At 69.4% G+C, this 26,592-nt stretch carries 19 protein-coding genes; 9 read left to right on the top strand and 10 right to left on the bottom strand.

The features are described 5' to 3' along the window. Positions 1–25 precede the first annotated feature (25 nt). Positions 26–685, top strand: coding sequence for an IF2 family translation initiation factor (locus ACPCXD_RS12015; RefSeq protein ID WP_106200930.1), 660 nt, complete (start codon positions 26–28; stop codon positions 683–685). A 95-nt stretch (positions 686–780) separates the two neighbouring features. Here ACPCXD_RS12015 and leuS read toward each other — a convergent pair whose 3' ends face one another. Beyond that, on the bottom strand, positions 781–3,648 hold the full coding sequence (gene leuS / locus ACPCXD_RS12010) for a leucine--tRNA ligase (protein ID WP_423659710.1): 2,868 nt from the start codon (positions 3,646–3,648) through the stop codon (positions 781–783). 96 nt (positions 3,649–3,744) lie between these two features. Between leuS and ACPCXD_RS12005 the strand changes: the two genes are divergently transcribed. Next, positions 3,745–4,149, top strand: a complete 405-nt coding sequence (locus tag ACPCXD_RS12005) for an SdpI family protein (RefSeq protein ID WP_088896917.1) — start codon at positions 3,745–3,747, stop codon at positions 4,147–4,149. Between the two features lie 21 nt (positions 4,150–4,170). On the opposite strand, the gene ACPCXD_RS12000 is transcribed toward ACPCXD_RS12005, so the two are convergent. Continuing rightward, entirely contained in the window at positions 4,171–4,824 is a 654-nt protein-coding gene (locus ACPCXD_RS12000; protein ID WP_160877546.1) for a hemerythrin domain-containing protein, read from the bottom strand. Positions 4,825–4,925: 101 nt separating this feature from the next. Here ACPCXD_RS12000 and ACPCXD_RS11995 point away from each other — a divergent pair, with 101 nt between their 5' ends. Continuing rightward, complete coding sequence (locus tag ACPCXD_RS11995; RefSeq protein WP_160877548.1) at positions 4,926–6,077, top strand: LuxR C-terminal-related transcriptional regulator; 1,152 nt, start codon at positions 4,926–4,928, stop codon at positions 6,075–6,077. 5 nt (positions 6,078–6,082) lie between these two features. Beyond that, complete coding sequence (locus tag ACPCXD_RS11990) at positions 6,083–7,039, top strand: DUF1648 domain-containing protein (RefSeq protein WP_423659708.1); 957 nt, start codon at positions 6,083–6,085, stop codon at positions 7,037–7,039. 25 nt (positions 7,040–7,064) lie between these two features. Here the strand turns inward: ACPCXD_RS11990 and ACPCXD_RS11985 are convergent, their stop codons facing one another. Together ACPCXD_RS11985 and ACPCXD_RS11980 are read right to left on the bottom strand one after the other, a co-directional pair. Beyond that, positions 7,065–7,682 carry a YqgE/AlgH family protein gene (locus ACPCXD_RS11985; RefSeq protein WP_202400440.1) on the bottom strand — a complete coding sequence of 206 codons (618 nt, stop codon included), beginning with the start codon at positions 7,680–7,682 and terminating at the stop codon, positions 7,065–7,067. 13 nt (positions 7,683–7,695) lie between these two features. Continuing rightward, entirely contained in the window at positions 7,696–8,364 is a 669-nt protein-coding gene (locus ACPCXD_RS11980; RefSeq protein WP_160877582.1) for a WHG domain-containing protein, read from the bottom strand. Between the two features lie 164 nt (positions 8,365–8,528). On the opposite strand from ACPCXD_RS11980, the gene ACPCXD_RS11975 reads away from it, so the two are divergent. Further along, positions 8,529–9,476, top strand: coding sequence for an NAD-dependent epimerase/dehydratase family protein (locus ACPCXD_RS11975; RefSeq protein WP_423659706.1), 948 nt, complete (start codon positions 8,529–8,531; stop codon positions 9,474–9,476). A gap of 4 nt (positions 9,477–9,480) precedes the next feature. After that, on the top strand, positions 9,481–10,779 hold the full coding sequence (locus ACPCXD_RS11970) for an MFS transporter (RefSeq protein ID WP_423659704.1): 1,299 nt from the start codon (positions 9,481–9,483) through the stop codon (positions 10,777–10,779). A 46-nt stretch (positions 10,780–10,825) separates the two neighbouring features. On the opposite strand, the gene ACPCXD_RS11965 is transcribed toward ACPCXD_RS11970, so the two are convergent. The 6 genes from ACPCXD_RS11965 to ACPCXD_RS11940 all read right to left on the bottom strand — a co-directional run bounded on the left by ACPCXD_RS11965 (position 10,826) and on the right by ACPCXD_RS11940 (position 19,542). Beyond that, positions 10,826–11,887, bottom strand: coding sequence for a sulfate/molybdate ABC transporter ATP-binding protein (locus tag ACPCXD_RS11965; RefSeq protein WP_423659702.1), 1,062 nt, complete (start codon positions 11,885–11,887; stop codon positions 10,826–10,828). Further along, positions 11,884–12,669, bottom strand: coding sequence for an ABC transporter permease (locus tag ACPCXD_RS11960; RefSeq protein ID WP_423659700.1), 786 nt, complete (start codon positions 12,667–12,669; stop codon positions 11,884–11,886). Before ACPCXD_RS11960 ends, ACPCXD_RS11965 begins: the two co-directional genes overlap by 4 nt. Further along, entirely contained in the window at positions 12,666–13,418 is a 753-nt protein-coding gene (gene modA, locus ACPCXD_RS11955) for a molybdate ABC transporter substrate-binding protein (protein ID WP_423659699.1), read from the bottom strand. Before modA ends, ACPCXD_RS11960 begins: the two co-directional genes overlap by 4 nt. Further along, positions 13,415–13,819, bottom strand: a complete 405-nt coding sequence (locus tag ACPCXD_RS11950) for a TOBE domain-containing protein (RefSeq protein WP_160877564.1) — start codon at positions 13,817–13,819, stop codon at positions 13,415–13,417. The genes modA and ACPCXD_RS11950 overlap by 4 nt, the downstream gene beginning before the upstream one ends. A 64-nt stretch (positions 13,820–13,883) precedes the next feature. Next, a complete protein-coding gene (locus tag ACPCXD_RS11945; protein WP_423659697.1) occupies positions 13,884–17,945 on the bottom strand; it encodes a bifunctional nitrate reductase/sulfite reductase flavoprotein subunit alpha in 4,062 nt (1,353 codons plus the stop codon). 127 nt (positions 17,946–18,072) lie between these two features. Next, positions 18,073–19,542 carry a CCA tRNA nucleotidyltransferase gene (locus ACPCXD_RS11940; RefSeq protein WP_160877568.1) on the bottom strand — a complete coding sequence of 490 codons (1,470 nt, stop codon included), beginning with the start codon at positions 19,540–19,542 and terminating at the stop codon, positions 18,073–18,075. Positions 19,543–19,617: 75 nt separating this feature from the next. Between ACPCXD_RS11940 and ACPCXD_RS11935 the strand changes: the two genes are divergently transcribed. The 3 genes from ACPCXD_RS11935 to murJ are packed head-to-tail and all read left to right on the top strand — an operon-like array spanning position 19,618 to position 26,545. After that, a complete protein-coding gene (locus tag ACPCXD_RS11935) occupies positions 19,618–20,223 on the top strand; it encodes an NUDIX hydrolase (RefSeq protein WP_026060915.1) in 606 nt (201 codons plus the stop codon). After that, positions 20,220–22,730 (top strand): DUF6049 family protein, encoded by a 2,511-nt coding sequence (locus tag ACPCXD_RS11930; RefSeq protein ID WP_423659695.1) that lies wholly within the window; start codon positions 20,220–20,222, stop codon positions 22,728–22,730. Before ACPCXD_RS11935 ends, ACPCXD_RS11930 begins: the two co-directional genes overlap by 4 nt. Beyond that, positions 22,727–26,545 carry a murein biosynthesis integral membrane protein MurJ gene (murJ, locus tag ACPCXD_RS11925; RefSeq protein ID WP_145690368.1) on the top strand — a complete coding sequence of 1,273 codons (3,819 nt, stop codon included), beginning with the start codon at positions 22,727–22,729 and terminating at the stop codon, positions 26,543–26,545. The genes ACPCXD_RS11930 and murJ overlap by 4 nt, the downstream gene beginning before the upstream one ends. Positions 26,546–26,592: the final 47 nt, after the last annotated feature.

Raw genomic sequence — 26,592 nt, 5'->3', positions numbered from 1 at the left:
CCCCATCGAAGTTGGAGATGCGCCCATGAACCTCACCACTCTGCCCAAGAGCGTTCTGCGACTGCAGTACAAGATCGCCCGCTTCCCGTTGGGGTTGATCGAGCAGCAGTTGCGGTTCCTGCCCACCGACGCCCCGCCGCGCCTGATGTACGAGCGGGGACTGGGCATGCTGGACGGCATCGTCGGCAGTGTGCTTGACGACCAGGAGATCGCCACGCGCGGGGCACTCGCCACCGAACGTGCCGATGCGGTGAAGCGCGCCGAGAAACTCGACGCCCAGGCCGCGGCCGAGAATCGCGCGGCGGACGCCGAACTCCGCCGGACGCGTGAGCGCGCCGAGGCCGAGCAGGAAGCCGCACGGCGCGACCGTGAGAAGGAGGTCCAGCAGGCCCGCGAGCGTGCGCAGGAACGCGCGAAGCAGGCGGAGAAGGAAGCCGAGCAGAAGAAGGCCGCCGAGACCGCGAAGGCCGATCAGGAGGCCGCCGCGAAGCGCCGTGCCGCCGAGACGGCGAAGAAGAAGGACGAGGAGCGCATCCGCAAGGCCGAGGAGGAGGCCGCCGAGCCCGCCAAGGTCTCCCTCAAGGATGCCGTCGCCAAGCAGCTCGAGGCGAAGGAGGCGGAGGAGCGCGCACACGATGCGGGCGAGGTCGCCGAGTTCGAGAAGATCGAACACAAGAACCCCTGAGCGAGAGTCGCTCTCGGTGAAATCCGAGCGCACAGCACAGACGACGAGACCCCGGTGCACAGGATGCACCGGGGTCTCGCTCGTCGGAAGTGTTGCTACTTCACGACATTGACCATCTTGCCGGGAACCACGATCACCTTGCGCGGTGCGGCACCGCCGAGCAGGTCGGCGATCTTCTCGTCCGCGAGCGCAGCGGCCTCGATCGCGTCGGGTGCGGCGTCGGCCGGGACGGTGATGCGGCTGCGCACCTTGCCGTTGACCTGGATCGGGTACTCGACGCTGTCCTCGACGAGCCACTTCTCGTCGGCGACCGGGAACGGGCCGTGCGCAAGCGATTCGGTGTGTCCGAGACGCGACCACATCTCCTCGGCGAGGTGCGGGGCGACCGGGCCGAGCATGAGCACGAGCGGTTCGACGGCGCTGCGCGGCGCACCCGACGGGTACTGCTTCGTCAGATGGTTCGTGTACTCGATGAGCTTGGCGATCGCCGTGTTGTCGCGCAGGTGGGTGAAGTCGTCGGACACGCCCGCGACCGTCTTGTTGAGCGCCCGCAGCGTGTCGTCACCGGGGGTCTCGTCGGTGACGCGCAGCGCGCCGCTCTCCTCCTCGACCACCAGACGCCACACGCGCTGCAGGAAGCGGTGCGCGCCGACGACGTCCTTGGTCGCCCACGGACGCGACTGATCGAGCGGACCCATCGACATCTCGTAGACGCGCAGGGTGTCGGCGCCGTACTCGTCGAAGATCTGGTCGGGGCTGACGGAGTTCTTGAGCGACTTGCCCATCTTCCCGTACTCGCGAGCGACCTCCTGCTCACCGTCCGGGCCGGTCCAGTAGAACGTGCCGTCGCGCTCGACGACCTCCTCGGCCGGCACGTACACACCGCGCGAGTCGGTGTAGGCGTAGGCCTGGATGTAACCCTGGTTGAACAGGCGACGGTACGGCTCCGAGGAGGTGACGTACCCGAGGTCGAAGAGCACCTTGTGCCAGAACCGGGCGTACAGCAGGTGCAGCACCGCATGCTCGACACCACCGACGTAGAGGTCGACGCCACCCGGATCGTTCGGGCCGTGCAGTTCCGGGCGCGGACCGGTCCAGTACGCCTCGTTCTCCTTGTCGCAGAAGGCTTCCGAGTTGGTGGGGTCGATGTAGCGCAGCTGGTACCAGGAGCTGCCGGCCCACTGCGGCATCACGTTGGTGTCGCGCGTGTAGCGCTTGAGGCCGTCGCCGAGATCGAGCTCGACGTTCATCCAGTCCACCGCCTTCGCGAGCGGCGGGGACGGTTCGGAATCGGCGTCGTCCGGATCGAAGGAGACCGGCGCGTAATCCTCGACCTCCGGAAGTTCCACGGGCAGAGCGGATTCGGGCAGCGCATGGGCGCGTCCCTGCTCGTCGTAGACGATCGGGAAGGGCTCGCCCCAGTACCGCTGCCGCGCGAACAACCAGTCGCGCAGCTTGTACTGGATGGTGCCGCGTCCGGCGCCGTCCTCCTCGAGTTTCGCGACGATCGTCTTCTTCGCCTCGGCGACGTCGAGACCGTCGAGCAGGCCGGAGTTCACCAGCACACCGTCGCCGGTGTACGCCTCGGCGGTGACGTCGCCGCCGGAGATGACTTCGCGGACGGGCAGGCCGAAGGCGGTCGCGAACTCCCAGTCGCGCTGGTCGTGGCCGGGAACGGCCATGATCGCGCCGGTGCCGTAGCCGGTGAGGACGTAGTCGGCGATGAAGATCGGCAGTCGCTCGCCGTTGACCGGGTTCACGGCGTAGGCGCCGAGGAACACACCGGTCTTCTCCTTCGACTCCTGCCGCTCGAGATCGGACTTCGCGGCGATCGATGCACGGTAGGCCGCAACCGCGGCAGCCGGATCGGCGGCGCCACCGGTCCAGCGCTCGTCGACACCCTCGGGCCAGGACGCACCGACGATCCGGTCGACGAGTTCGTGCTCGGGAGCGAGGGTCACGTAGCTGGCACCGAACAGGGTGTCGGGCCGGGTCGTGAACACCTCGATCGCCGAATCGTGGTCGGCGACGGCGAACTTCACCTGAGCGCCGTGCGAGCGCCCGATCCAGTTGCGCTGCATGGACTTGACCTTGTCGGTCCAGTCCAGGGGCTCAAGATCGTCGATCAGACGGTCGGAGTAGGCGGTGATCCGCATCATCCACTGACGCAGGTTCTTCCGGAAGACCGGGAAGTTGCCGCGCTCGGAACGGCCGTCGGCCGTGACCTCCTCGTTGGCGAGCACCGTACCCAGGCCCGGGCACCAGTTGACGAGCGAATCCGACCGGTACACCAGACGGTACGAGTCGATGATGTCGGCGCGCTCACCCTCCGACAGCGACGCCCAGTCGCGTCCGTCCTCGAGACGACGCGTGCCGTCGGCGAACTCGGCCTCGAGTTCGGAGATGCGGCGAGCCCGTCCGGCCTCGCGGTCGTACCAGGCGTTGTAGATCGTCAGGAAGATCCACTGTGTCCAGCGGTAGAAGTCGACGTCGGTCGTCGCGACCGAGCGACGCTCGTCGTGCCCGAGACCGAGCCGGGAGAGCTGCCGCTTCATGTTTCCGATGTTGGCCTCGGTGGTCGTGCGCGGGTGCGTGCCCGTCTGCACGGCGTACTGCTCGGCCGGCAGGCCGAAGGCGTCGTAACCGAGGGTGTGCAGCACGTTGCGGCCCTGCATGCGGTTGAAGCGCGCGTACACGTCGGTGGCGATGTACCCGAGCGGGTGCCCTACGTGCAGGCCCGAGCCCGACGGGTACGGGAACATGTCCTGCACGAACAGCTTGTCGGAGGGCACCTCGCCGGCGAGATCGCCCACCGGATTGGGGGCATGGAAGGTGCCGCGCTCGCGCCAGAGCTCCTGCCAGCGCTGCTCGATCCGCCCCGCGAGCTCGGCGGTGTACCGATGCTGCGGAGTGCTGCCGGGTTCGTGCTGGGAGTTCTGTTCGGGACGGGTCACGGTGATCACTATCTACTCGGCCGGGCGTGTGAGTGCTCCCACCAGGGTAGAACGTGCCCGCACCCGCGCAGACCGGTGGCACCACCGGCCGCGTATCCTGGTCGGGTGCTCATCGTCGCTGTCCTGCTCTTCGTGCTCGCTCTCGTCGTCGGCGCGGTGGGTGTCGCGGCACTGACCGGCAAGCTCCCACGCAACCGCTGGGCCGGTGTGCGCACCCCCGACGCGCTGCGTGACGACGACGCGTTCGCACTGGCCAACAAGGTCGCCGCACCCAGCATGCTCGGGTCCGCGGTGCTCCTCGCCCTCGGTGGAGTCGCGTCGCTGACCCTGCCCACCGTCGCCGGGATCATCGCGGTCGTCGTCACGGTGGTGGCCGCCCTGATCACCGCCGGAGCCGGCGGATCCGTCGCAGCGCGCGTCGCTGCGGCGACCAAGCCGGAGGAGACGGCCGGCTGCGGTACCTCGTGCGGCGCGTGCAGCCTGCGCGGGGCGTGCGAGCCGACCGCCTGACGGTCCTCCCACCGGCAGTCCTCACTCCCAGCGGCGCTCCCGTGCGTAGCGCGGCGTCCACCAGAACCGGTTGAGCACCCGCACCGGTACCGGGAGGCTCTTCACCACCGTGGCCACGCGGTCCTTCGGCGCCCCCTCGAAGAGGTAGGGCAGCATCTCGGAGACCTCGCGCTTCTCGAGCTGCGCGAACGCGCGCATCGAGATGTCGTGCCATTCCTCCTTGGTGATCGTCTGCTCGATCAGCGGGAAGGCGTCGCGTTCCTCGTGCGCGAGGTGTGCACCCAGTGACGTGACGAGCCCGTCGAGCAGACCGCCGAGCCGCTCGGTCGCGGTCTCCCGGTCGTCGAGTGCGGTCTCGATCTCGGCCAGGGCCGGGTCGATCACGGCATGTTCGGCCTCCATCGCGTCGAGCACCTCCATCGCCGCCGTGTCGTGGGCGAGCCGAGGCCGCATGAACGGCCAGACGTAGACGTCCTCGATGGAGTGGTGCGTGTGCAGTTCGGTACTGAATCCGTGCCAGCCGAGGAGCAGCGCATCGTGCGTGCCGGGATCGGCGGTCCGCCACCTCTGCGCGAAGTCGGCGAGACGTTCGGTGTCCCGACGCAGGGCGGAGTGGATCAGATGCACGACCTCCAGATCCTCGGCGGACAACGGCGTGGCGTGAGTGGTGGTCATGGCGGGTACCTCGACTTCCGTATGAATGTCCCCGTGTCCATGGAGCCTCGTCGCCGCGCGAGGTGTTCTCAATCCCACATTCGAGGGGGATACTTCGAGGGATGCGCTCTGCGCAGCGGTTGAGGGCAGGCATTCACGACGCGGCCTCCGCGGCTGCGGACGGCGCGCAGTTCCGCGAGATCGTCATGGACGTGCTCGGCGCCTTCGTTCCGTACGACGGGGGTTGCCTGGCACCCGTCGACCCTGCCGTCGTGGTTCCCACCGGCTTCACCACCCGAGGTCTCGACGACCCGGTCGAGGCCCTCCGGTTGTCGATCGAGATCGAGTACGGCCCGGACCCCGATCCGGACAGTCTCTACGTGCTCCTCCGGCGTCCGACCGGACTGCGCCGCATCGGCGAACCGGCGGACGACGGGACTCGAGACGGACACCGCCGCTATCTCGAACTCGTGTCGCAGCTGGGCATGGGACACGAACTGCAGTTGGTCTTCCGGGACGGCGACCGTCGGTGCTGGGGTGTCGGAGAGCTGATGCGCGAACCGGGACGCGGCTTCACCGATGCCGAACTCGCGATGCTCGACGACGTGCTCGGCGACATCGCGAACGGTTTCCGCACCACACTCATCCGGGACGCGTCGGCGCGGGTGCGACACACGGAGATTGCGGCCGGGTGTCCGGGTCCGGCCGTGGTCGTGATCGGGGCGGACGACGACTTCGATTCCGTGACCGCCTCGGCGGCGGTCTGGTTCGAGCGTCTCGGCTGGGGCAGTCCCGTCCGGGGCCGTCCCGGGCCGGCGCACGTGATCGCCCGCCAGGTCCGCAGGACACGACCCGCCCCTGCGACGGTGCGCCTGCGCACCCTCGACGGTGAATGGGTGGTGTTGCGCGCCGCGATCTTCGACGAGACCGGTCGCGTCGTCATAACCCTCGAACAGGCACGCCTGCCCGAGATCGTCACGCTGGTCACCGCGGCCTACGGTCTGACGCCCCGTGAATCGGAGGTGCTCGTCGAAGTGCTCGCCGGACGGTCGCGCAACGAGATCGCGAAGCGGTTGTTCATCAGCCCGTACACCGTGCAGGACCACCTGAAGAACATCTTCACCAAGACCGGTGTGAACAGCCGGCGCAGCCTCGTCTCGCGACTCGCGTGTACCGAGTACATGCCCCGGTTCGGTGGCGACCTGCGACCCGACGGATGGTTCGACGAGAGCGGAACGAGGACGGCGCCGGTGGAGGCCCGCACCCTAGGCTGACCCCCATGACGACGACGCGTCAGGTCGACCCCGTGGGTGTGCTGCTCGGACTGGTCGTTCCGTTGCTGTGTGCCGTGGCCGTACTCGTGCTCACCCGTTCGTGGCTCCCGCGGTTGCCCGGTGAGATCGCCACGCACTGGTCGGGTACGGCCCCCGATTCGTTCGGCTCGCCCATGACCTCGGCGTGGACCGCCGCTCTGTTGATCGTGCTCGTCGGGGGTGGGTGCTGCGCGATCGCCGCGCTCGCGCAGGCGCAGCTGCTCATGCGCCGCTACATGCTCGCGATCGGTCTCGGGGTCACCGGCACGATCACCGCGCTGTTCCTCGCCGGTCTCGCGGGGCAGCTCGACACGACCGACGCCACGCAGACCCCGTTGGAGGGTTGGCCGGCGGTGCTCGGCATGTGGGTGGGTATCGCGGTGGGCTGGTTCGGGGGACGGCTGCTGCGCGACGGCCGGGAGCGGAAGACCGCGACAGCGGCTCCGGATCCGTCACTGCCGCGCGGTCGTGCCGAACTGCCGATCGTCGAGCAGGTGGGCACCGGTGCGGGCACCACTGCGGGACTGTCGCTGCTCGTCCTGGTCCCCGCGCTCGTCGTGTGCGGTGCGACGCAGAGCTGGTGGCCGCTGGGCCTGATCGCGCCCGTCGCCCTGCTCGTGCTGGGTCTGCTGCGCTACACCGTGGTGGTTGACGCGGACGGGATCCGGGTGTCGAATCTGGCCACCGACGCGCTCGGATACGACCTCGACGAGATCGTCGGCGCGAAGGTCACCGAGACCCGCCCGTTCCAGGACTGGGGCGGCTGGGGGCTGCGGGCCAAGGGTGGCAAGCGGTACGGCCTGGTCACGCGCACCGGACCTGCCGTCGTGGTGACCACGGCGTCGGGACACGAATTGACCGTGACCGCAACGAAGGCCGAGGAGATGGCCGGCGCGCTCAACACGCTCGCCGACGCCCGCTGACGGGTCCCCGGTCGCCCGACGGAACTCAGTTGCGTTCGACCTCGATGGGGTGGGTCGCGAGCAACGCCATCGGCAGCGGCTGCCGGCGCAGCACCCTCGCCCACAGGTCGAGGTGCGCGGGAGCGAGCACGTCGGCGGGCAGACCCGAGACCACCATCCAGTCGTCGTTGCGCAGTTCGCCGTCGAGCTGACCTGCGCTCCACCCCGCGTATCCCGCGAAGATCCGCACACCCTCGACGTAGTGGGCGATGTGCCCGGGATCGGCGTCGAGGTCGATCATCACCACTCGGCCGTCGACGTGACGGATGCCGGGGACATCGGTGATGTCGGCGCCCACCCGCAGCGTGCCGAGGCACAGTGCCGAACTGCGGTGGACGGGACCGCCCACGAACAGGGTCTTCGGTTCGGCGGCGAGCCACGACCATTGCGGCAGCATCGCGTCGACGGAGGTGTCGCTGATGCGGTTCAGGACGACACCGAAGCTGCCGGCATCGGTGTGCTCGATGATGTAGACGACGGTGCGGCGGAAGGTCGGCTCGGTGAGTTCGGTGGCGGAGACGAGCAGGCTGCCGGCCCGCACCCTGGGTGTCGAGGGTGCGGTGCGGTCCTCGGGTTCGTCCTGATGCTGCGCCACGTCAGCCATTCTGTCACCGCCGTCAGCGGCGTGTGGGGTGGAACCCGACGGTCTGTGCCAACAAGGCGAGATGATGTTCGAACAGGACCTCGCGGTCCGGAAAAGTGTCGGGGCCGTACTGCCCGAAGACCTCGAAGCTCACGGACCCGAACAGCGACGGCCACGCCCAGAGACCGCGTGCCAGTACGGAATCCGGGGCGGTGAGGGAGAACTCGTCCCGGATCCGGCCCAGCGGTTCCCCCAGGCTCTCCAGCGGTGGGGTACCGGCCGCGTCGTCCAATACACCCGCAGCGTAGGCCTCGTCCACGATCCGGGCCAGTCGCAGGACCACGCGGATACCGGGTGCGGTGGTGCGCTCGGCCGGGGCGGCGTAACCGGGCACCGGACTTCCGTACAGCAGCCCGTAGCGGGCCGGTTCGGCCAGCGCCCACGAGCGCACAGCACGGCCGAGGGTGAGGAACCGTTCGCGGTGGTCGGAGGGGTCGACCGCGTCGACAGCACGGTCGACACTGTCGCCCAGTTCGTCGTAGGCGTCGACGACGAGCAGGGTGAGCAGCTCGTCGCGGCTCGAGACGTAGCGGTAGACGGCGGAGGAGACGACGCCCAGGTCTCGGGCGACGGCGCGCAGCGACAGCGCCGCCGCTCCGTGGGTGCCGAGATGCTCGCGGCCGATCCGGAGGATGTCGGCCATCGTCTGTGCGCGTGCGCGTGCCCGTGGTGTCGTCACCGGACCATTCTGCGTCGAACAGAGAGCACCGTCAACAAACGAGAGCAGTGCTCTTGACAATCTCGGCCACACAGAGGATCGTCGAAGCCATCAGAGAGCAGTGCTCACACTTTTCGAATCGAGGAATCATGTCGCATCTACAGGTGGTCGCAGGAGCCGGACCCGTGGGCTGGACCGTCGCCGAACAACTTGCCGCACAAGGACATCGCGTGCGTGTTCTGACCCGATCGGGCAGCGGACCGGAAGGCGCGGGCATCGAACGCCTGCGCGTCGACGTCACCGACCCCGAGGCCGTGGCCGCAGCGCTCGTCGACGAGGACGGACTAGTTGCCGACGCCGTGTACATGTGCGTCCACGGGTCGGCCTACCGTGCCGACGTGTGGGCACGCGAACTTCCCGTCGCCGAGCGGGTCGTTCTCGACGCCGCCGCGAACCTGTCGGAGAAGATGGTCGTCGTCTTCCCCGAGAGCCTCTACTCGTACAGCGAGCCCGACCGGGTCATGACCGAGGACTCACCCCGTGAGGCCGACACCGGCAAGCGCGGTGTCCGGCGGCAACTCCTCACCGCCCGCGCCGCCCATCGCGCCCCGACGGTGAGCGTCGTGGCATCGGACTTCTTCGGTCCGCGGGCACTGAACGCGATGGCCGGAGAACGCATGGTGCCCACCGTGCTCGCCGGGAAGAAGGTGCGGGTGCTCGGCTCGGCCGACCTCCCGCACTCGTTCACCTACGTTCCCGACCTGGCCGCGGCGATGATCGCGGCAGCGGGGGAGCCGGCGGTGTGGAACACCGTGATCCACGCACCCACCGGACCGGCTGTGACACAGCGGGAGATCGCCACAGCCTTCACCCGGGCGGCCGGCCTTCCCGCGCCCGCGGTGGGGACGATCCCGTCCTGGCTGGTGCGGGCCGGCGGCGTCGTGAACCGGGACATGAAGGAACTCGCGGAGATGCTCTACCAGTTCGACGCTCCGTTCGTCATGGACTCGACCCACACCGAACAGGTACTCGGCCTGTCACCCACCCCGCTCGACGAGGCGGCCGCCCGCACGGTCGAATGGTGGCGGAGCCGATAGTGTCGTGCTTGTGCGAGACTCCGGGCAGCAGTCCAGGCAGCGGGCGTGGCGATCGACCGCGACCGCCCTGCGGAACTCGCCGGGTCTCGTACGACTGACCGGGGTGCGGTTCGCGAGCCAGTTCGGCGACGGACTGTTCCAGGCCGCACTCGGCGGGGCGATCCTGTTCAACCCCGAGCGTCACACCGACCCCGTCACGATCGCGGCAGGCTTCGCCGTGCTGCTGTTGCCGTACTCGGTGATCGGTCCGTTCGCCGGCGCCCTGCTCGACCGATGGGACCGACGTCTCGTCCTCGTCTGGGCCAACCTGCTCCGCGGAGTGTTCATCGCGGCGGCCGCGGCCGTGTTGCTTCTCGGAGGACCGCAGACCCCACTCATGCTGCTCGCGCTCGCCGCCGTCGGCGTGAGCAGATTCGTCCTGGCAGGCGTCTCGGCCTCGCTCCCACACGTGGTCGCCCAGTCGTGGCTCGTCCCGGTCAATTCCGTTCTGGCGACGGTCGGTTCGGGTGTCTCGGCGGTCGGGGCCGCCACGGCGGTCGCGACCATCGGATTCGTGGGCGCGGGCGACACCGGTTCCGGGACGGCCGTCCTTCTCGGAGTGAGCGGCTCGCTCGTCGGCGCGGTCGCCGCAGCGGGATTCGCCGCGAATGCGCTCGGCCCCGAGGGAATACGTCCCCGCGACGTGATCCGCACCGTCCTGTCGGGTCTGCGGACCGGTGCGGGAGCCGTCCTCGAAGCGCCGGGTGTGACGATCGCGATGCTCGGAATCGGCGCGCACCGCATCGTGTTCGGCATCGACACGCTCATCATGGTGCTCGTCCTGCGCGCCGACGAGAAGGACTCCGACCTGCTCGGGGGATTCTCCGGGTTCGGTGTCGCGGTGGCCTGCACCGCCGCCGGCATGCTCCTCGCAGCGGTGCTCGCACCGATCCTGATCCCGCGACTGGGCCGGCCGCGCACCGTCACCGTCGGGTTGATCGCCGCCGCGATCGTGCAGTTCGCGTTCGTCACCACCGTGTCGGCCGGGCCGCTGCTCGTCGCGGCCTTCCTGCTCGGCCTCGCCGGTCAGACCATCAAACTCACCGGCGACGCGGCCATGCAGATCGACATCGACGACGCGCGCCGAGGACGGGTCTTCGCGCTGCAGGACACCGTCTTCAACATCGCCTTCCTCGGCGCGATCGTCGTGGCGGCCTTCCTCATCGACCCCGACGGGCGCACGCCCGAACTGGCCGTCGCAGGTGGGGTCGTCTACCTGATCGGGCTCGTCGCCGTGCTCGTCGTGCGCCGCACACGGTACTGATCACGCATCCACAGCAGTAGCGATCACGCGCTCAGCGCGGCAGCGATCACGTGCTCAGCGCGGCCGGGTGGATTCCCACCTCCGTGGCCTTGACGACGAACCACACGGAGTCGCCCGGATGGACGTCGAGGTCGGCGAGTGCCGCCGTCGTGATCTCCGCGGCGATACCCGTATCCGACCACACGAGCACCGTCGACCCCTGCGCCTCGAGTTCCGCGATCCTCACCCGCAGGGCGTTGCGCGGGCTCCCGTGCGGGGCCTCGGTGTAGACGGCGACCGCCGACGGCGCGAAGACGGCGACGGCGGCCGTACCCGGGACGCAGTCGTCGTGGACCCGGCCGTGGACGAGACCGTCCGCGGATTCCAAGGCGTCCTGTCGCACGGTTCCGGTGACGAGATTGGTCCCCGCGATGCGGGCGGCGAAGGCGCTGCGCGGTCGCGTCAGCACCCGACGGACCGGCCCGTCCTCGACGATCCGACCGGCCTCGATCACGATCACCCGATCGGCGAGGGCGAGCACGTCCAGCGGGTCGTGGGTGACGAGCAGGGCCGTGCGCCCGCTGTCGCGCAGGACGCGTCGCAGCAACGACCGCAGCACCGGAGTCGCGGTGACGTCGAGCGCGGCCATCGGCTCGTCGAGCAGCAACAGGTGCGGTTCGGCCGCCAGGGCACGCGCGAGCGCGACCCGCTGTGCCTGTCCACCCGAGAGTTCGTGCGGACGACGATCGGTGAGATCTGCGGCGTCGACCTTCCGCAGCCACCTCTCGGCGCGGGCACGGGCCTCCCGCCGGCCCGCACCCGCGCTGCGTGGTGCGAACTCGACGTTGCCCGCGACCGTCAGGTGCGGGAAGAGCAGGGCCTGCTGGGCGAGCAACACCACCGACCGGTCGTGCGGAGCCACGGCGATGCCGGTCGCGGTGTCGGTGAGGACGCGACCGTCGAGTTCCACACGACCCGCATCGGGACGCAGCAGACCGGACACCACCCCCAGCAGCGTCGACTTGCCGGCTCCGTTGGGGCCGAGCACCGCGACGATCTCACCCTGCGCGACCTCGAGATCGATGTCGACGTCGCGTGCGGCGACCCGGGTCCGCACCGTCAGGCTCACAGCGGCCGGTCCTTCCGCCGCGAGTACACGGCCACGACGATCACGACGGCCACCCCGATCAGCACCAGTGACAGCGCGACGGCAGCGTCGGGATCGGTCTCCCGCTGCAGGTAGATCTCGAGCGGCAGCGTGCGCGTCACACCCTGCAGGCTCCCGGCGAAGGTGAGGGTCGCGCCGAATTCGCCCAGAGCACGGGCGAATGCGAGTACCGAACCCGAGATCAGGCCCGGTAGCACGAGGGGCAGGGTGATACGCCGGAAGACCGTCGTGGGGCGCGCCCCGAGTGTCGCCGCGACGTCCTCGTAACGCGAACCCGCACTGCGCAGCGCACCTTCGAGACTCGTGACGAGGAAGGGCAGTGCGACGAAGGTCTGCGCGAGCACGACCGCCGTGGTGGTGAACGCGATGTGGATCCCGAGCGCGTCGAGGTGCTCACCGATCAACCCGCGCCGACCGAAGGTGTAGAGCAGGGCGATGCCACCCACGACCGGAGGCAGCACGAGCGGCAGGAGGACGAACCCGCGGATCACCGACATCCATCGGAAACTACTGCGCGCCAGCACCACTGCGAGAGGTACGCCGAGCAGGATGCACAGGATCGTGGCGGCCGCGGAGGTGCGCAGACTCAGGACGAGCGCGTCGAGGGACGCCGGGGACGTCACGAGCGAGGAGAAGGTCGTCCAGTCGACGGTGAGCAGCATCGACACCAGGGGCACGACGACGAACAGCAACCCGAGGACCGCGGGAACGAACAACCACCGGGGCAGTCCCGTCGCGGTCACGGCGCACCGAATCCTGCGTCGGCGAGAACGGCGCGGCCGTCCGTACCGGTGACGAAGCGCACGAAGGCGTTCGCGCGACCGGGATCGCGAGAATCGGACAGTGTCGCAACGGGATAGATGTTGACGACCTCCGCGGCCTCCGGGACGGAGACGACGGTGACCTTCTCACCGGCGCCCGTCGCGTCGGTGACGTAGACCAGACCGGCGTCGGCCTGCCCGGAGGTGACCTTGCCGAGCACGTCGGTCACCGACGACTCCTCGGACACCGGCGCGAGCTCGACACCGGCGGTCTCCTCGAGTCGCTCGGTGGCCGCCCCGCACGGCACCTGAGGGGCGCACACGACCACCGAGAGACCGCCACCGGTGAGATCGTCGAACGAGGTGATGTTCTTCGGGTTCCCCGGTTCGGTGACGATCGTGAGTGTGTTGGTCGCGAACGGGACCGGTTCACCGGCAACGACTCCGGCGTCGACGGCGGCGTCCATCGTCCGGGTGTCGGCGGAGGCGAAGACGTCGGCGGGTGCGCCCTGCCCGAGTTGGGTCTCGAGATCGGACGAGCCGGCGAACGAGAGCTCCACCGTCACTCCGGGGTTCGCCTCCTCGAATCGTTCGGCGATCTCGGTGAACGGTGCACGGAGCGAGGCCGCCGCATAGACGGTGAGCACATCCGAGCCACCGCCGGTGCCGCACGACGTCAGCGCCGCAGCGGTGAGACCGGCAGCGAGCGCGGCGAGCGCCCCGCGCCTCATCCGTCCCCTCCGGGTGTCTCGACGATGACGGTGGTCGCCTTGACGACGGCCACCCCGACGCTGCCCGGCTCGAGACCGAGTTCGTTCACGGCCTCGGTGCTCATGAGCGAGACGATCCGGTGGGGGCCGCACTGCATCTCCACCTGCGACATGACTGTGTCGGAGACGACGCGCGTGACCAGCCCGACGAAGCGGTTGCGGGCGGAACTGCCCACCCCGAGCGGATCGGGGCCGGCATCGGCCTGAGCGCGGGCGAACTCCGCCAGCTCGCGACCGTCGACGGTCTTGCGCCCAGCGGGGTCCTTACCGGCGTGCAGCAGCCCCTGGTCGATCCAGCGACGGACCGTGTCGTCGCTGACCCCCAGCAACGACGCGGCGTCGCGGATCCGGAGCGAGCTCACAGTTGTCTCCGCAGATGCGTCATGAACAACACGCTATATCCGCATCTGCGGACCGACAAGCAGATCAGTAGACGTCGCGGACGTACCGCTTGTCGGCGGCCATCTGCTCGACGTACGCCGCGGCGGCGTCGCGGTCGAGCCGTCCGTGCGCCTGCACCACCTCACGCAGGGCCGCGTCGACGTCCTTCGCCATACGTCCGGCGTCGCCGCACACGTAGAAGTGGGCACCGTTCTGCAGCCACTTCCACACCTGCGCGCCGTGCTCGCGCATCCGGTCCTGTACGTAGATCTTCTGCCGCTGGTCGCGGGAGAAGGCCAGTCCCAGCTCGGTGAGGAAACCGTCGGCGTGCATCGACTCGATCTCGTCGCGGTAGAGATAGTCGGTCTCGGATCGCTGGTCGCCGAAGAACAACCAGTTGCGGCCCGTGTGCCCGGCCTCGCGACGGTCGTGGAGGAAACCGCGGAACGGTGCGATGCCCGTACCGGGACCGACCATGATCATGTCGGTCTCCGGCGCCGGCGGCCGGAAGTGTTCGTTGCGCTGCACGAAGATCGGGATGTCCACGCCCTTGCTGTGATCGGCGAGGAACGACGAGCACACACCCGCCCGGGAGCGACCCTCGAATTCGTAGCGCACCACCGACACCGTCAGCTGCACCTCGCGCGGGTTCGTCTTCGGGCTCGACGAGATCGAGTACAAGCGCGGACGCAGACGGCCGAGGAGGTCCTTCCATTCGTCCCAGGGCGCCTTGAACGGGTACTCGGCGATGACGTCCATCGCCTGCCGCCCGTACAGCCACTGCTGCAGCTCGATCTTGTTGCCCGGTCGCAGCAGCTTCGCGAGTTCGGCACTGCCGCTCTGCTTCTGCACGAAACGGAGCAGTTCCGGTGTCACCCGGGTGATATCGAGGTGCCGGGTCGCGGCCTCGCGCAGCGGCACGGTGGGACGGTCGCCGAGTTCGACGGCGGTCTCCGGGTCGAGGGCGGTGACCTGGAGCCATTCGTCGACAGCCTCCGGGCCGTTCGTCGGCATCACGCCGAGGGCGTCGCCGGCCTCGTATTCGAATGTGGGATCGAATATCTCGAATCCGAACTGGCGCACGTCCTTCGCCGAACCCGCACCGCTCAGTGCGATGTTGCGGGTGATCCGGGTGACGAGCGGCGAGTTGCGGGTGTAGGCGGGGGACGCGGGAGCCGGCGCGACCGATGCGACCGGGGTCGTCGAGCCTCCCAGCAGCGGTACGAGCGCGTCGAGCCAGCTCTGTGCGCGCTCGTCCTCTCCGGGTTCGCAGTCGACGCGCTCGGCCAGGCGGGTCGCGCCGAGAGTGCTCAGACGGTCATCGACACGACGCCCGAAGCCGCAGAAATCGTCGTAACTCGAGTCACCGAAAGCCAGTACTGCGTAACGTGTTCCGTGCAGTTCGGGTGCGGTGTCCGCTGCGAGCGATCGCCAGAACGACCCGCCGTTGTCGGGCGGGTCACCGTCGCCGAAGGTGCTCGTGACGACCACGAGGTCGTCGATATCGACCAGTGCGGTGATGTCGAGTTCGTTCAGTCCCGTCAGCCGCACGGCCCGACCGGCGTCGCGGAGTCGTTGTGCGCAACTCGCCGCGAAGGATTCGGCATTGCCCGTCTGCGATGCCCAGGCCACCACGACGGCCGGCCCGTCCGGCACCGCCTCGGTGGGCGTCGCGTCGGGAACGGGAGCCGAGTGCGCGTACATCCCGGCGAGCAGTCCGTCGACCCAGGCCCGCTTGTCGGCCGGGAACGGCGCGGTCGGCGGAAGGGTCGGCGCGGCAGTGACATCCGCCGTCCTGAGTCCGGCGAGAAGACCTGCGAGATAACCACGTTCGGTGTCGTCGAAGGTGGGTGCGGGGATCGTCTCGAGCCCCAGCGCCGACTCGAGACGGTCGAGCACCGAACCGCTCTCGAGTACCGGTTCGACCGCACCCGCGACCTTCTGTACCGACACGGCACAGACCTTGAACTCGGGCTGCAGCGATACCGGGTCGACGGCGTCGTTCGTCACGGCGTTGATGGTGAGGTCGTCGCCGAAGAGGTCGTTCCAGTGGAAGGGTGCGAAGCAGTTCCCGGGCAGCACGCGGTCGGTGACGACGGCCGGCAGCACGGCCCGGCCACGCCGCGACGCGATCTCGACCCGGTCACCGTCGACGATCGACAGTCGCTGTGCATCAGCGGGGTTGATCTCGACGAACGGTCCGGGATTCAGTTTGGTGAGTTTCTCGACCTTCCCCGTCTTGGTGAGGGTGTGCCACTGGTGCTGGACGCGCCCGGTGTTCAGGACGAAGGGGTGCTCGTCGTCCGGCATCTCCGCGGCGGGCATGTGCGGACGCGGGAAGAAGCGGACGCGTCCGTCGGGGGTCGCGAACGCCAGTCGCGGACGGGAACCGTCCTCGCGCACCACCGGCGTCCGGCTCGCCCCGTCGTTGAGATAGCGGACGGGATGACGCGTCTCGTCCGACTCCGGCGGGCACGGCCACTGCACCGGCCCTTCCCGCAGACGGTCGTAGGTCATGCCGCGCAGGTCGTATCCGGTCTGCGGATTGGCGAATCCGGTGATCTCCTCGAAGATCTCCTCGGCACTCGCATAGTCGAAGGCGTCGCCGAAACCCATCTCCTGCGCGACCCGCGCGATGATCTCCCAGTCGGGCAGCGACTCACCGACGGGTTCGACGGCCTGCTGCAGGAGATTGACGGTGCGGTCTGATCCGACGGTAACGTACTCCGATTCCGCCCACAATGCCGCGGGGAGGAGAACGTCTGCGTACGAGGCAGTTTCGGTCTCGCGATAGACGTCCTGCACGACCACCAGTTCGGCCTTCCCGAGCGCCTCGAGAACGGTGGAGCGATTCGCGATCGACGCCACGGGATTGGTGCAGATGATCCAGCACGCCTTGATCTCGCCGGCGGCCATCCGCTCGAACATGTCGACGGTGCCGGCGCCGCCCTCGGTGCGCAGCGTGCCGCGCGGCAGCGACCAGCGATCCTCGACGAACGCGCGGTCGTCGTCGGAGAGGACACTGCGCTGACCGGGCAGGCCCGGTCCCATGTATCCCATCTCGCGGCCGCCCATGGCGTTGGGCTGGCCGGTGAGGGAGAACGGCCCGCTGCCGGTGCGGGAGATCGCCCCGGTCGCGAGGTGCAGATTGCAGATGGCGTTGGTGTTCCACGTGCCGTGGGTGCTCTGGTTGAGCCCCATCGTCCAGCAGCTCATCCACTCGCCGGCCTCGCCGATCCACTGCGCCGCGGTGCGGATGTCGGCCTCGGCCAGGCCGGTGACCTCGGCGACGACGTGCGGTGGGTAATCGGCGAGGAAGGACTCCATCGCGTCCCAGCCGTCGGTGTACTCCTCGACGAAGGCGCGGTCGACGTGCCCGTTCTCGACGATCAGGTGCAGCAGACCGTTGAGCAGCGCCAGATCGGTGCCCGGCGTGATCTGCAGGAACAGGTCGGCCTTGTCGGCGGTCGCGCTGCGCCGCGGATCGACGACGATCAATCGCGCTCCCGCCTTGACCCGATCCATCATGCGCAGGAACAGGATGGGGTGGCAGTCGGCCATGTTGGAACCCGACACGAAGAACACGTCGGCGTGGTCGAAGTCCTCGTACGAGCCGGGCGGACCGTCGGATCCGAGCGACTGCTTGTAACCGGTCGCGGCGCCGGCCATGCACAGTCTCGAGTTCGACTCCATGTGCGAGGTGCGCAGATATCCCTTCGCGAGTTTCGTCGCGAGGTACTGGGCCTCGAGCGACATCTGTCCCGAGACGTAGAGGGCCACCGCGTCGGGGCCGTGGGCCGCGACGATGTCGCTCAGGCGCCGCGCGGTCGCGGCGATCGCCTCGTCGAGGGGGAGCGGAGCCACCTCGGCCGCCCGCTCGGAACGCATCCACGCCGTATCGAGCCGGCCCCCGGCCGCGAGCATCTCCGCGCTCGTCGCGCCCTTCGTGCACAACCGACCCCTGTTGGTCGGATGATCCTTGTCTCCGTATGCCCTCACCACGCGTCGGTCGCCCGTCTCCGGGTCGACGGCGACGTCGAGGAGCATCCCGCATCCCACACCGCAGTAGGAGCAGGTGGATTTCACCGTGGTGATCTCGTCCTGCATCCCGCAACTCCTAGACACCGTCTCGACTACGCCGGTGTCCATGCTGGAGAAGCGGTGTTGCGGTGGCGTCACCCGCGGTGAGCACGCGGTGACATCTGGCTCACGCCGCCGTCACGGCGATGTGAGATCAGGCGTTCGGGGGCTGGGCCTTCTGCTGTTCCGCCCACCATTCGAGCAGCGCGGCCTCGGCCTCGTCGCGCTCGAGCGGGCCACGGTCGAGCCGCAGTTCCTTGAGGAAGTTCCACGCCTTGCCGACCGTCGGACCTGCGGAGATACCCAGCAGTTCCATGATCGCGTTGCCGTCGAGGTCGGGCCGGACCTTGGCGAGATCCTCCTCCGCGGCGATCCGCTCGATCCGTTCCTCGAGACCGTCGTAGGTCGCCTGCAGTGCGGCGGCACGACGTTTGTTGCGGGTCGTGCAGTCGGCGCGCACGAGCTTGTGGAGCCTGGGCAGCAGCGGCCCGGCGTCGTGGACGTAGCGGCGCACCGCCGAATCCGTCCACTGTCCCTTGCCGTAGCCGTGGAAGCGCAGGTGCAGGAAGACCAGGCGGCTGACGTCCTCGATCATCTGCTTCGAGTACTTGAGCGCGCGCATGCGCTTGCGCACGAGCTTCGCCCCGACCACCTCGTGGTGGTGGAAGCTGACGCCGCCCTGCGGCTCGTTGCGCTTGGTGTCGGGCTTGCCGATGTCGTGCAGCAGCGCGGCCCACCGCAGGACGAGATCGGGATCGCCGTCCTCGAGGTCGATGGCCTGCTTCAGGACGGTCAGCGAGTGCCAGTACACGTCTTTGTGCTGGTGGTGCTCGTCGATCTCGAGTTTCATCGCGGGGATCTCGGGGATCACCCGCTGCGCGAGACCGGTCTCGACCATCGTGTCGATGCCCTCGATCGGGTAGTCGCCGAGAATGAGCTTGTCGAGCTCGGCCTGCACCCGTTCGGCGCTGATCCGCAGGATCTCGTCGGCCATCGCGACGATCGCGGTGTGCACGCGCTCGGTGAGGGCGAAGCCGAGCTGGGAGACGAACCGCGCCGCGCGCAGCATGCGCAGCGGATCGTCGTGGAAGGAGTCCTCGGGCTTCGCGGGGGTGTCGAGCACGCCGGCGAGCAGGGAGTCCATGCCGCCGAGCGGGTCGACGAACTCGCCCGCACCGTCCGGTCCGATCCGCACGGCCATCGCGTTGACGGTGAAGTCGCGGCGCACGAGATCGTCCTCGAGACTCGTGCCGTACTTCACGATGGGGTGACGCGTGACACGGTCGTAGGCGTCGCTGCGGAAGGTGGTGATCTCGAGTTGCTCGAGTCCCTTCACCGCACTGATCGTCCCGAAGTCGATACCGGTGTCCCACTGGTGGTCGACGAATCCGCGCAGCAGCTCCTGCACGGCCTCCGGTCGCGCGTCGGTGGTGAAGTCGAGGTCGGTGCCGAGGCGACCGAGCACCGCGTCGCGCACGCTGCCCCCGACGAGATACAGCTCGTGCCCGGCTTCGGCGAATCGCGCCCCCAGCGGGGCGAGGATGTCGGACAGGTCGCGCAGAGTGGCCTCGGCTCCGGCGAGCAGCCGGGTACGACGGTCGGTGTCTGCGGTGGGGGAGTTCACGTCTTTGCACCTTACCGAGCAGCGCGTTCGTGTGGTTGAGCCGGGACCGACGTCGGTCCATCTACTATCTATGAGGTGTCGCCCGCCGAACGTGCCAACCGTAACCGCCGCAGCTCGCGGCGGCGTGGCGCGGGCGCAAAGAAGACCGCACACGGTGCTTCGCCCGGATCGTCCGCTTCGCCCGGACCTCGTATGCGGACCGTCCGCGAGACCTCCGCGGGAGGTCTGGTGGTCGACGGACTCGGTGGTCCGCCCGAGAAACTCTGCGCAGCCCTGATCGGCCGCACCGACCGGCGGGGCCGCCTGCTGTGGTCGTTGCCGAAAGGGCACATCGAGCAGGGCGAGACCGCCGAGCAGACCGCGATGCGTGAGGTCCGCGAGGAGACCGGCGTGCGCAGCTCGGTGCTCGCCGAACTGGGCAGCATCGACTACTGGTTCGTCACCGAGGGTCGCCGGGTCCACAAGACCGTGCACCACTACCTGCTGCGTTATCTCGGCGGAGAGCTCTCCGACGCGGACGTCGAGGTCACCGAGGTGGCGTGGGTGCCGCTGCGCGAACTGCGGACCCGCCTGGCGTATGCCGACGAACGCAAGCTCGCCGACATCGCCGACCGGCTCATCGCCGAGATGGACCACACACGACTCCCCGACGTCGACGAACCGGGGGCCCCACGCGGATGACGGTGGTGGTGTCCCGGGCGGGCGCCGCGGTGCTCGCCGTGCTCGTACTCGTCCTCACAACGGCAGGCGTGACGCCTCTTCTGCCGACGACTCTTCTCCCGACGGCCACGGCGAACCCGGCCGCAGCCCAGACCGACCCCGACGAGCCGCGCTTCCTCGAGCTGAGCATCGACGAGGTGACGCCGCAGACGGTGACCCTCACGAGCGAGTCCGTCGTCACGGTCCGTGGCACGGTGGCGAACATCGGCGACCGGGACGTCGAGGACGTCTGGGTGCGGCTGCAGCGCGCACCGGTGGTCTCCGACTCCGCGGCGCTGCGCACCTCGCTGTCCCTCGACCAGGCCGGTTTCGACACGGTCGGTGAGTTCGAGGAGGTCGCCGACCGGCTGGGGCAGGGCGAGCGTGCCGACTTCGAACTCGAACTGCCGCTGCGCTCCGATCTCGTGCCGTCGCTCGACATCGACACTCCCGGCGTCTACCCGCTGCTGGTGAACGTCAACGGTGTCCCCGAGTACGGCGGCGCGGCCCGGCTCGACGACGCACGCTTCCTGTTGCCCGTCCTCGCGCTCCCGGCGAGCGACGAGGTCACCGAGGACGGCGAGGTCACCGAGAACACAGGGGACACCCGGACGGGCAACGGCGGGTCGCGCGGCACGACCCGCTCGTCCGACGACGGCCTGCTCGACAGCGACGACAAGGCGTTCCCTGCCGTACCGCCCGATGTGTCCCGTCCCGCCGCGGTCACGATGCTGTGGCCGCTGGCCGACCGGCCGAGGCTCGCCGCCGGCGTGGCCGGTTCCGGCACCGAGCCGGTACGCCTGGTCGACGACGACCTCGCGACCTCGCTCGCCGAGGGCGGCAGGCTGGACGGTCTGCTGCGCGCCGTCGAGGACACCGCCCGCACCGAGCCCCGCGTCCTCGAGGGACTGTGCCTGGCGATCGACCCGGATCTGCTCGTGACCGTCGCGAACATGACGCGCGACTATCTCGTCGTCGAGGACCCGGACGAACCGACCGGTGAGGCGCGGCCGGGGTCGGGCACGGATGCCGCGGTCGCCTGGCTCGAGCGGTTGCGTGCCCTCGCGGCGACGACCTGCACGATGGCCGTGCCGTTCGCGCAGGTCGACCTGACCGCGCTCGCCGACCTCGCCGACTCGTCCCTGACCGACTCCGCGCTCGAATCGCCGGCGGCGATCGTCGACTCCATCCTCGGCGTCACCTCCACTCCGGGCGTGATGTGGCCCGACTCCGGCGTGCTCACCGAGAAGACCGGATCGATGCTTGCCGCCGACGGCCCGGTGACCGCTCTGGTGTCCGACAACGCCGTCGAGGGTGGACGCGCCCTGCTCGCGGGCACGTCGTCGACGCCGTCCACCGCGCCGGGTGGCAACGGCTTCCGGATCTCCGGTGTCTCCGGCCTCACCGCCGCCCTGTTCGACTCGTCCGCGTCCGCGGCACTGGCGGGGATGGGCACCGATCCGCAGACGCCGTCCTTCGTCCCCTCCTCGGCGCGCTACGACCTCTCCCGCGACTCCTCGACGGCCCGCCTGCAGGACGCCCTCGGCGCGCTGGCCTGGCCGGCCATGGTGCCGACGGTCAGCGAGGTCACCGGGGCGGCACCGCCGGCCGCGGGCCGATCGGTGCTGTTCGCGCCGCCGCAGAACTGGTCGGCATCGCCCGACGACGCCGCGTCGGTGCTGTCGATGCTCTCCACGCTCGTCCGCTCGGGCCTGACCACGCCGCGACCGCTCACCGCGCTCGTCGACGCGGCCGCGAACACCGCGAACGATCCGACCGCCTCGCTGCTGGTCTATCCCGAACAGGCGATCACCGACGGTGCCTCCGCCGCGGTCGTGTCCGAGGCAGAGGAACAGATCGGCCGACTCGATGCGATCCAGACGGCGCTGGTCGAGGACCCGCAGGCCCAGCTCACCCCGCAGCAGTTCACCGCCCCGCTGCGTGAGGACCTGCTGCGCGCGATGAGCCTGGCCGGTCGTCGCGGTGCCGACGCCGACGGTGCCTACGCGACCGGCGAGCACCGCGCCGCCGAGGTGCGGGAGGCCGTCGACGACATCTACGACGCCGTGACGGTCATCTCGACCGGCGGTGTCTACACCCTGACGTCCGAACAGAGTCCGCTGCTGCTCACCGCGCGCAACGACCTGCCCGTGGGTATCACCGTGCGACTGCAGGTGGACGCGCCCGACACGGTGGACATCACCGATATCGGCCCCACCCAGCTCCCGCCGCGCGGCAGCCGGACCCTCACGGTGCCGGCGCAGATCAGCGACTCGCGGAACCTCCGGCTGGAGTTCGCACTCACCACCGAGTCCGGCCTGCCTCTCGGCAGCTCGACGACGGTGACGGTACGTTCCAATGCGTACGGCCAGATCCTCGCCGTCGTCACGGGATGTGCGGGAGCACTCCTGCTGTTCCTGGCGGGCAGACGACTTCTGCACCGGTTCCGGGGAGAGCCGGATCCAGCCGACGAAGGGTATGAGAAATGACCGGGAACTCCACACGGGACGACGTGGAGACACACCCGAACCCGGGACCGTCGGACTCTCCCACCACCTCGCCGGACATCACGGGCGTCGCGTCCGGTCGCAGGAAGCCGCAGAGCCTGCTCGCGGCGACCGGCTCCATCGCCGTCGCGACCCTGGTCAGCCGCATCACCGGCTTCCTCAAGCAGCTGCTGATCCTGACCCTGCTCGGTGCGAGCGTCGCGTCGTCGTTCACCGTCGCGCACCAGATCCCCAACATGATCTCCGAGCTGGTGCTCGGCGCCGTTCTGACCTCGATCGTCGTGCCGGTGCTGGTGCGGGCCGAGCGGGAGGACCCCGACGGCGGTGAGGCCTTCGTCCGGCGGTTGTTCACCGCGGCGCTGGTGCTGCTCGGCACGGCGACCGTTCTCGCGGTGGCCGCGGCTCCGGTGCTGACCACCCACGTCTTCCTCGACGAGTCCGGCAAGGTCTCGACGTCGCTGACCACGGCGCTGTCGTACCTGCTCCTGCCCGCGATCATGTTCTACGGCCTGTCGGGCCTGTTCACGGGCATCCTCAACACCCGTCAGGTGTTCAAGCCGGGCGCCTGGGCCCCGGTCTGCAACAACCTCGTGGTGCTCACCGTCCTGGTGATCTACTACCTGATGCCGGGCGAGATCACCCTCGATCCGGTGCGGATGAGCGATCCGAAACTGCTCGTCCTCGGCATCGGTGTGCTGCTCGGCGTCGTCACACAGGCGATGTGCCTGGTCCCCGCGCTGCGCCGTGAGGGCATCAACCTCAGGCCGCTGTGGGGTCTCGACGACCGGCTCCGGCAGTTCGGTGGCATGGCCGCGGCGATCGTGCTGTACGTGCTGATCAGCCAGGCCGGCATGGTCTTCGCCACACGCGTGTCGTCGGGGGCCGACGAGGCCGGGCCGGCGATCTACAACAACGCATGGCTCCTGCTGCAGCTGCCCTACGGCGTGCTCGGTGTCACCGTGCTCACCGCGATCATGCCGCGCCTGAGCCGCAACGCCGCCGCGGACGACACCCCGGCCGTCGTCGACGACCTGTCCGTCGCGACCCGCCTGACCATGATCTCGCTCATCCCGATCGTCACCTTCCTGACGATCGCGGGGTCGCAGGTCGGCGCCGCGCTGTACGGCTACGGCAACTTCGGCGGCAGCAACGCCGAACGCCTCGGCCAGGCGGTGAGCTGGTCGGCGTTCACGCTCATCCCGTACGCCCTGGTGCTCATCCACCTGCGCGTGTTCTACGCCCGGGAACAGGCCTGGACCCCCACCTGGATCATCCTCGGCATCACCGCCGTCAAGATCGGCCTGTCCGCGCTGGCACCCGTCGTCGCGGCGGACGACGAGCAGGTGGTGCTGCTCCTCGGCGCGGCCACCGGCGTCGCATTCACCGTCGGAGCGTTCATCGGCGGCTATCTGCTGCACCGCACACTCGGCAACCTGCAGATGGCGAACGTCGGACGCACCGTCTGGCACGTCGTGCTCGCGTCCCTCGCCGGGGCGGTCGTCGTGCTGGTCACCGACCGTCTGCTACAGCTCGACGTGCTCGCCGACCGATTCGGGGGCATCGGCTCACTCGTGCGGGTCGGGCTCAACGGTGTGCTCATGGTGCTCGTCGCGCTGGTCGGGATGTACCTGCTCAAGGTGCCCGAGATCCTCGCGATCGAAGCGGCCGTGCGACGGAAGGTCGCGGCGCTGCGCGGCACCGCCCCCGTCGAGGAGGTCCCCGCCGAACCCGAGACCGGAACCACCTCCGACGAGGCACCTGTTCCCGCCCCCGTCCCGCGTCCGCGCTACGCCGAATCGGATGCCGAGAAGACCGTCATCCTGCCGCGTATCGACTACGGCGAGTACGGCGTCGGACCTTATGACGCCATCACAGAGGTCATGCCCGCCATCAGGGACGTGCCCGGTCGCAACAATGCGCACGGACAACTCCCGTACCCTGATCAGCAGCAGGTACGGTCCGGGAGCCGTCGACCACGGTTCTTCGCGGCCCCCAGCGGCGACCCGCGTCTGCACACCGGAAGTGGACGAGTCGACAACGAAGGAGTGAGGGTGAGCGACGACCACGCTGCCGGCAAGTCCACCATCGATGCCGCCGCACGGCAGAAGTCCGCCGACAAGGACGGCAAGCGCCCGCCGCGCGATCCGAACCTCGACACGGGTGTCATCCCGGTCGGATCCCCGCAGCTGCCTCCGGTGCGTGTCGCGGGTCCGGCCTCCCAGCCGCGCCGTCCGATGCGCGGCCCCGATCTCATCGCCGGTGCCTCGGTCGCCGGTGGTCGTTACCGTCTGCTCGCCCCGCACGGTGGCGCGCGGGGCCTGCGTTTCTGGCAGGCACTCGACGTCAAGCTCGATCGTGAGGTCGCGCTGACCTTCGTCGACGCGGAACAGCGCGCGGCCGACGGCACCGGTCCCGACTCGCCGCAGGCCGTGCTCTCGCGCACCCTGCGCCTCGGTCGCATCAACTCGCCCGGTCTCGCCCGCGTCCTCGACGTGGTGCGCGGCAGCTCGGGCGGCATCGTCGTCTCGGAGTGGACCCCCGGCCGGTCGCTGAAGGAGATGTCCACCACCGAGCCGTCGCCGATCGGTGCGGCACGCGCGATCCGCGCGCTCGCGGCCGCCGCCGAGGCGTCGCACCGTGCGGGCAGTGCCCTGTCGATCGATCACCCCGACCGCATCCGGATCAGCGTGGCGGGCGACGCCGTGCTGGCCTTCCCCGCGACGTTCTCCGACTCCGACGCGATGTCCGACGTGCGCGGCCTCGGCGCGAGCCTGTACGGACTCATCACCGGACGGTGGCCGCTCGGCGAGCCGTCGGCTCCGGGCGGCGCTCCCGTCGCGCACCACAGCGGTGCCACCGTCGGAGGAATGCCGGAGCCCGACCGCAAGGACGGTGTGCCGGTGGAGCCGCGCGTCCTGCGCCCCGATGTGCCGTTCGAGATCTCGGCGGTCGCGGTGCGTGCCCTGTCCGAGGACGGCGGTATCCGGACCGCCGCGACCGTGCAGCACATCCTCGACCAGGCGTCGGTCGTCGACCAGAAGACCGAGATGATCCCGGCACTGCGGATCGGGCAGCGCGCTGCCGCCGCGGAGACGCACGCACTCGCGGATCCCGAAGCGCTGGAACAGAAGAAGAAGCATTCGCAGCGGATGCTCATCGCCCTGGCCGCCCTCGGTGCCACCACCGTGCTGCTGCTCGCGCTCATCGGATGGTGGATCGCGAACCTGCTCGCCGGCGATGCCAACGATGCCCCGCTGACGAGCCAGGAATTCGGCCTGACCCCCACCGCCGAGGCACCCGCCGAGGACGGGGCGGGCGACGAGCAGGCCGAGGCCGCGCCGCCGCGACCCGCGGCGAGCGCTCCGGTCTCCGCGACCTCCGTCTCGGTGTTCTCGCCCCAGGGCACACCCGATTCGCCCGCCACCGCCTCGCAGGCGATCGACGGTGATCCGTCCACCTCGTGGAGCACCGACGCCTACTTCGATCCGTTCCCGTCGCTGAAGAACGGTGTCGGACTTCTGTTCACGCTCGCCGACGCGTCGGAGCTGTCCGCGGTGAAGGTCACCACCGACACCCCGGGCACGGTCGTCGAGGTGCGCAGCGCACCGTCCGAGTCGACGTCGCTCGATCAGACGCAGGTGATCGGTTCGGGCACACTGGCTTCCGGTGAGACCACGATCCCGGTCGAGGCGGACGGCCAGACCTCGCACGTGCTGGTGTGGATCACCGATCTGAGCTCGAGCGGCGGAAGCAACAAGAGCTCCATCTCCGAAGTGGAATTCGAAGCCGCACGCTGACCGCGGACAGCCGGGCGGAATCGTCCGGATCGGCTACCATCCGCGCG

It is taken from the genome of Rhodococcus sp. AB351, assembly GCF_049538275.1.
In the GTDB taxonomy this organism is placed as follows: domain Bacteria; phylum Actinomycetota; class Actinomycetes; order Mycobacteriales; family Mycobacteriaceae; genus Rhodococcus.
Note: the sequence above shows the minus strand (reverse complement) of the source record. Positions and strands in the feature narration are given on the sequence as shown.

What these genes read in the sequence shown, in the direction of transcription:
- ACPCXD_RS12015 (WP_106200930.1), top strand. Translation starts at nt 26, where the DNA reads ATGAACCTCACCACTCTGCCCAAGAGCGTTCTGCGACTGCAGTACAAG.
- ACPCXD_RS12000 (WP_160877546.1), bottom strand. Translation starts at nt 4,824, where the DNA reads ATGACCACCACTCACGCCACGCCGTTGTCCGCCGAGGATCTGGAGGTC.
- ACPCXD_RS11995 (WP_160877548.1), top strand. Translation starts at nt 4,926, where the DNA reads ATGCGCTCTGCGCAGCGGTTGAGGGCAGGCATTCACGACGCGGCCTCC.
- ACPCXD_RS11990 (WP_423659708.1), top strand. Translation starts at nt 6,083, where the DNA reads ATGACGACGACGCGTCAGGTCGACCCCGTGGGTGTGCTGCTCGGACTG.
- ACPCXD_RS11985 (WP_202400440.1), bottom strand. Translation starts at nt 7,682, where the DNA reads ATGGCTGACGTGGCGCAGCATCAGGACGAACCCGAGGACCGCACCGCA.
- ACPCXD_RS11980 (WP_160877582.1), bottom strand. Translation starts at nt 8,364, where the DNA reads ATGGCCGACATCCTCCGGATCGGCCGCGAGCATCTCGGCACCCACGGA.
- ACPCXD_RS11975 (WP_423659706.1), top strand. Translation starts at nt 8,529, where the DNA reads ATGTCGCATCTACAGGTGGTCGCAGGAGCCGGACCCGTGGGCTGGACC.
- modA (WP_423659699.1), bottom strand. Translation starts at nt 13,418, where the DNA reads ATGAGGCGCGGGGCGCTCGCCGCGCTCGCTGCCGGTCTCACCGCTGCG.
- ACPCXD_RS11945 (WP_423659697.1), bottom strand. Translation starts at nt 17,945, where the DNA reads ATGCAGGACGAGATCACCACGGTGAAATCCACCTGCTCCTACTGCGGT.
- ACPCXD_RS11930 (WP_423659695.1), top strand. Translation starts at nt 20,220, where the DNA reads ATGACGGTGGTGGTGTCCCGGGCGGGCGCCGCGGTGCTCGCCGTGCTC.
- murJ (WP_145690368.1), top strand. Translation starts at nt 22,727, where the DNA reads ATGACCGGGAACTCCACACGGGACGACGTGGAGACACACCCGAACCCG.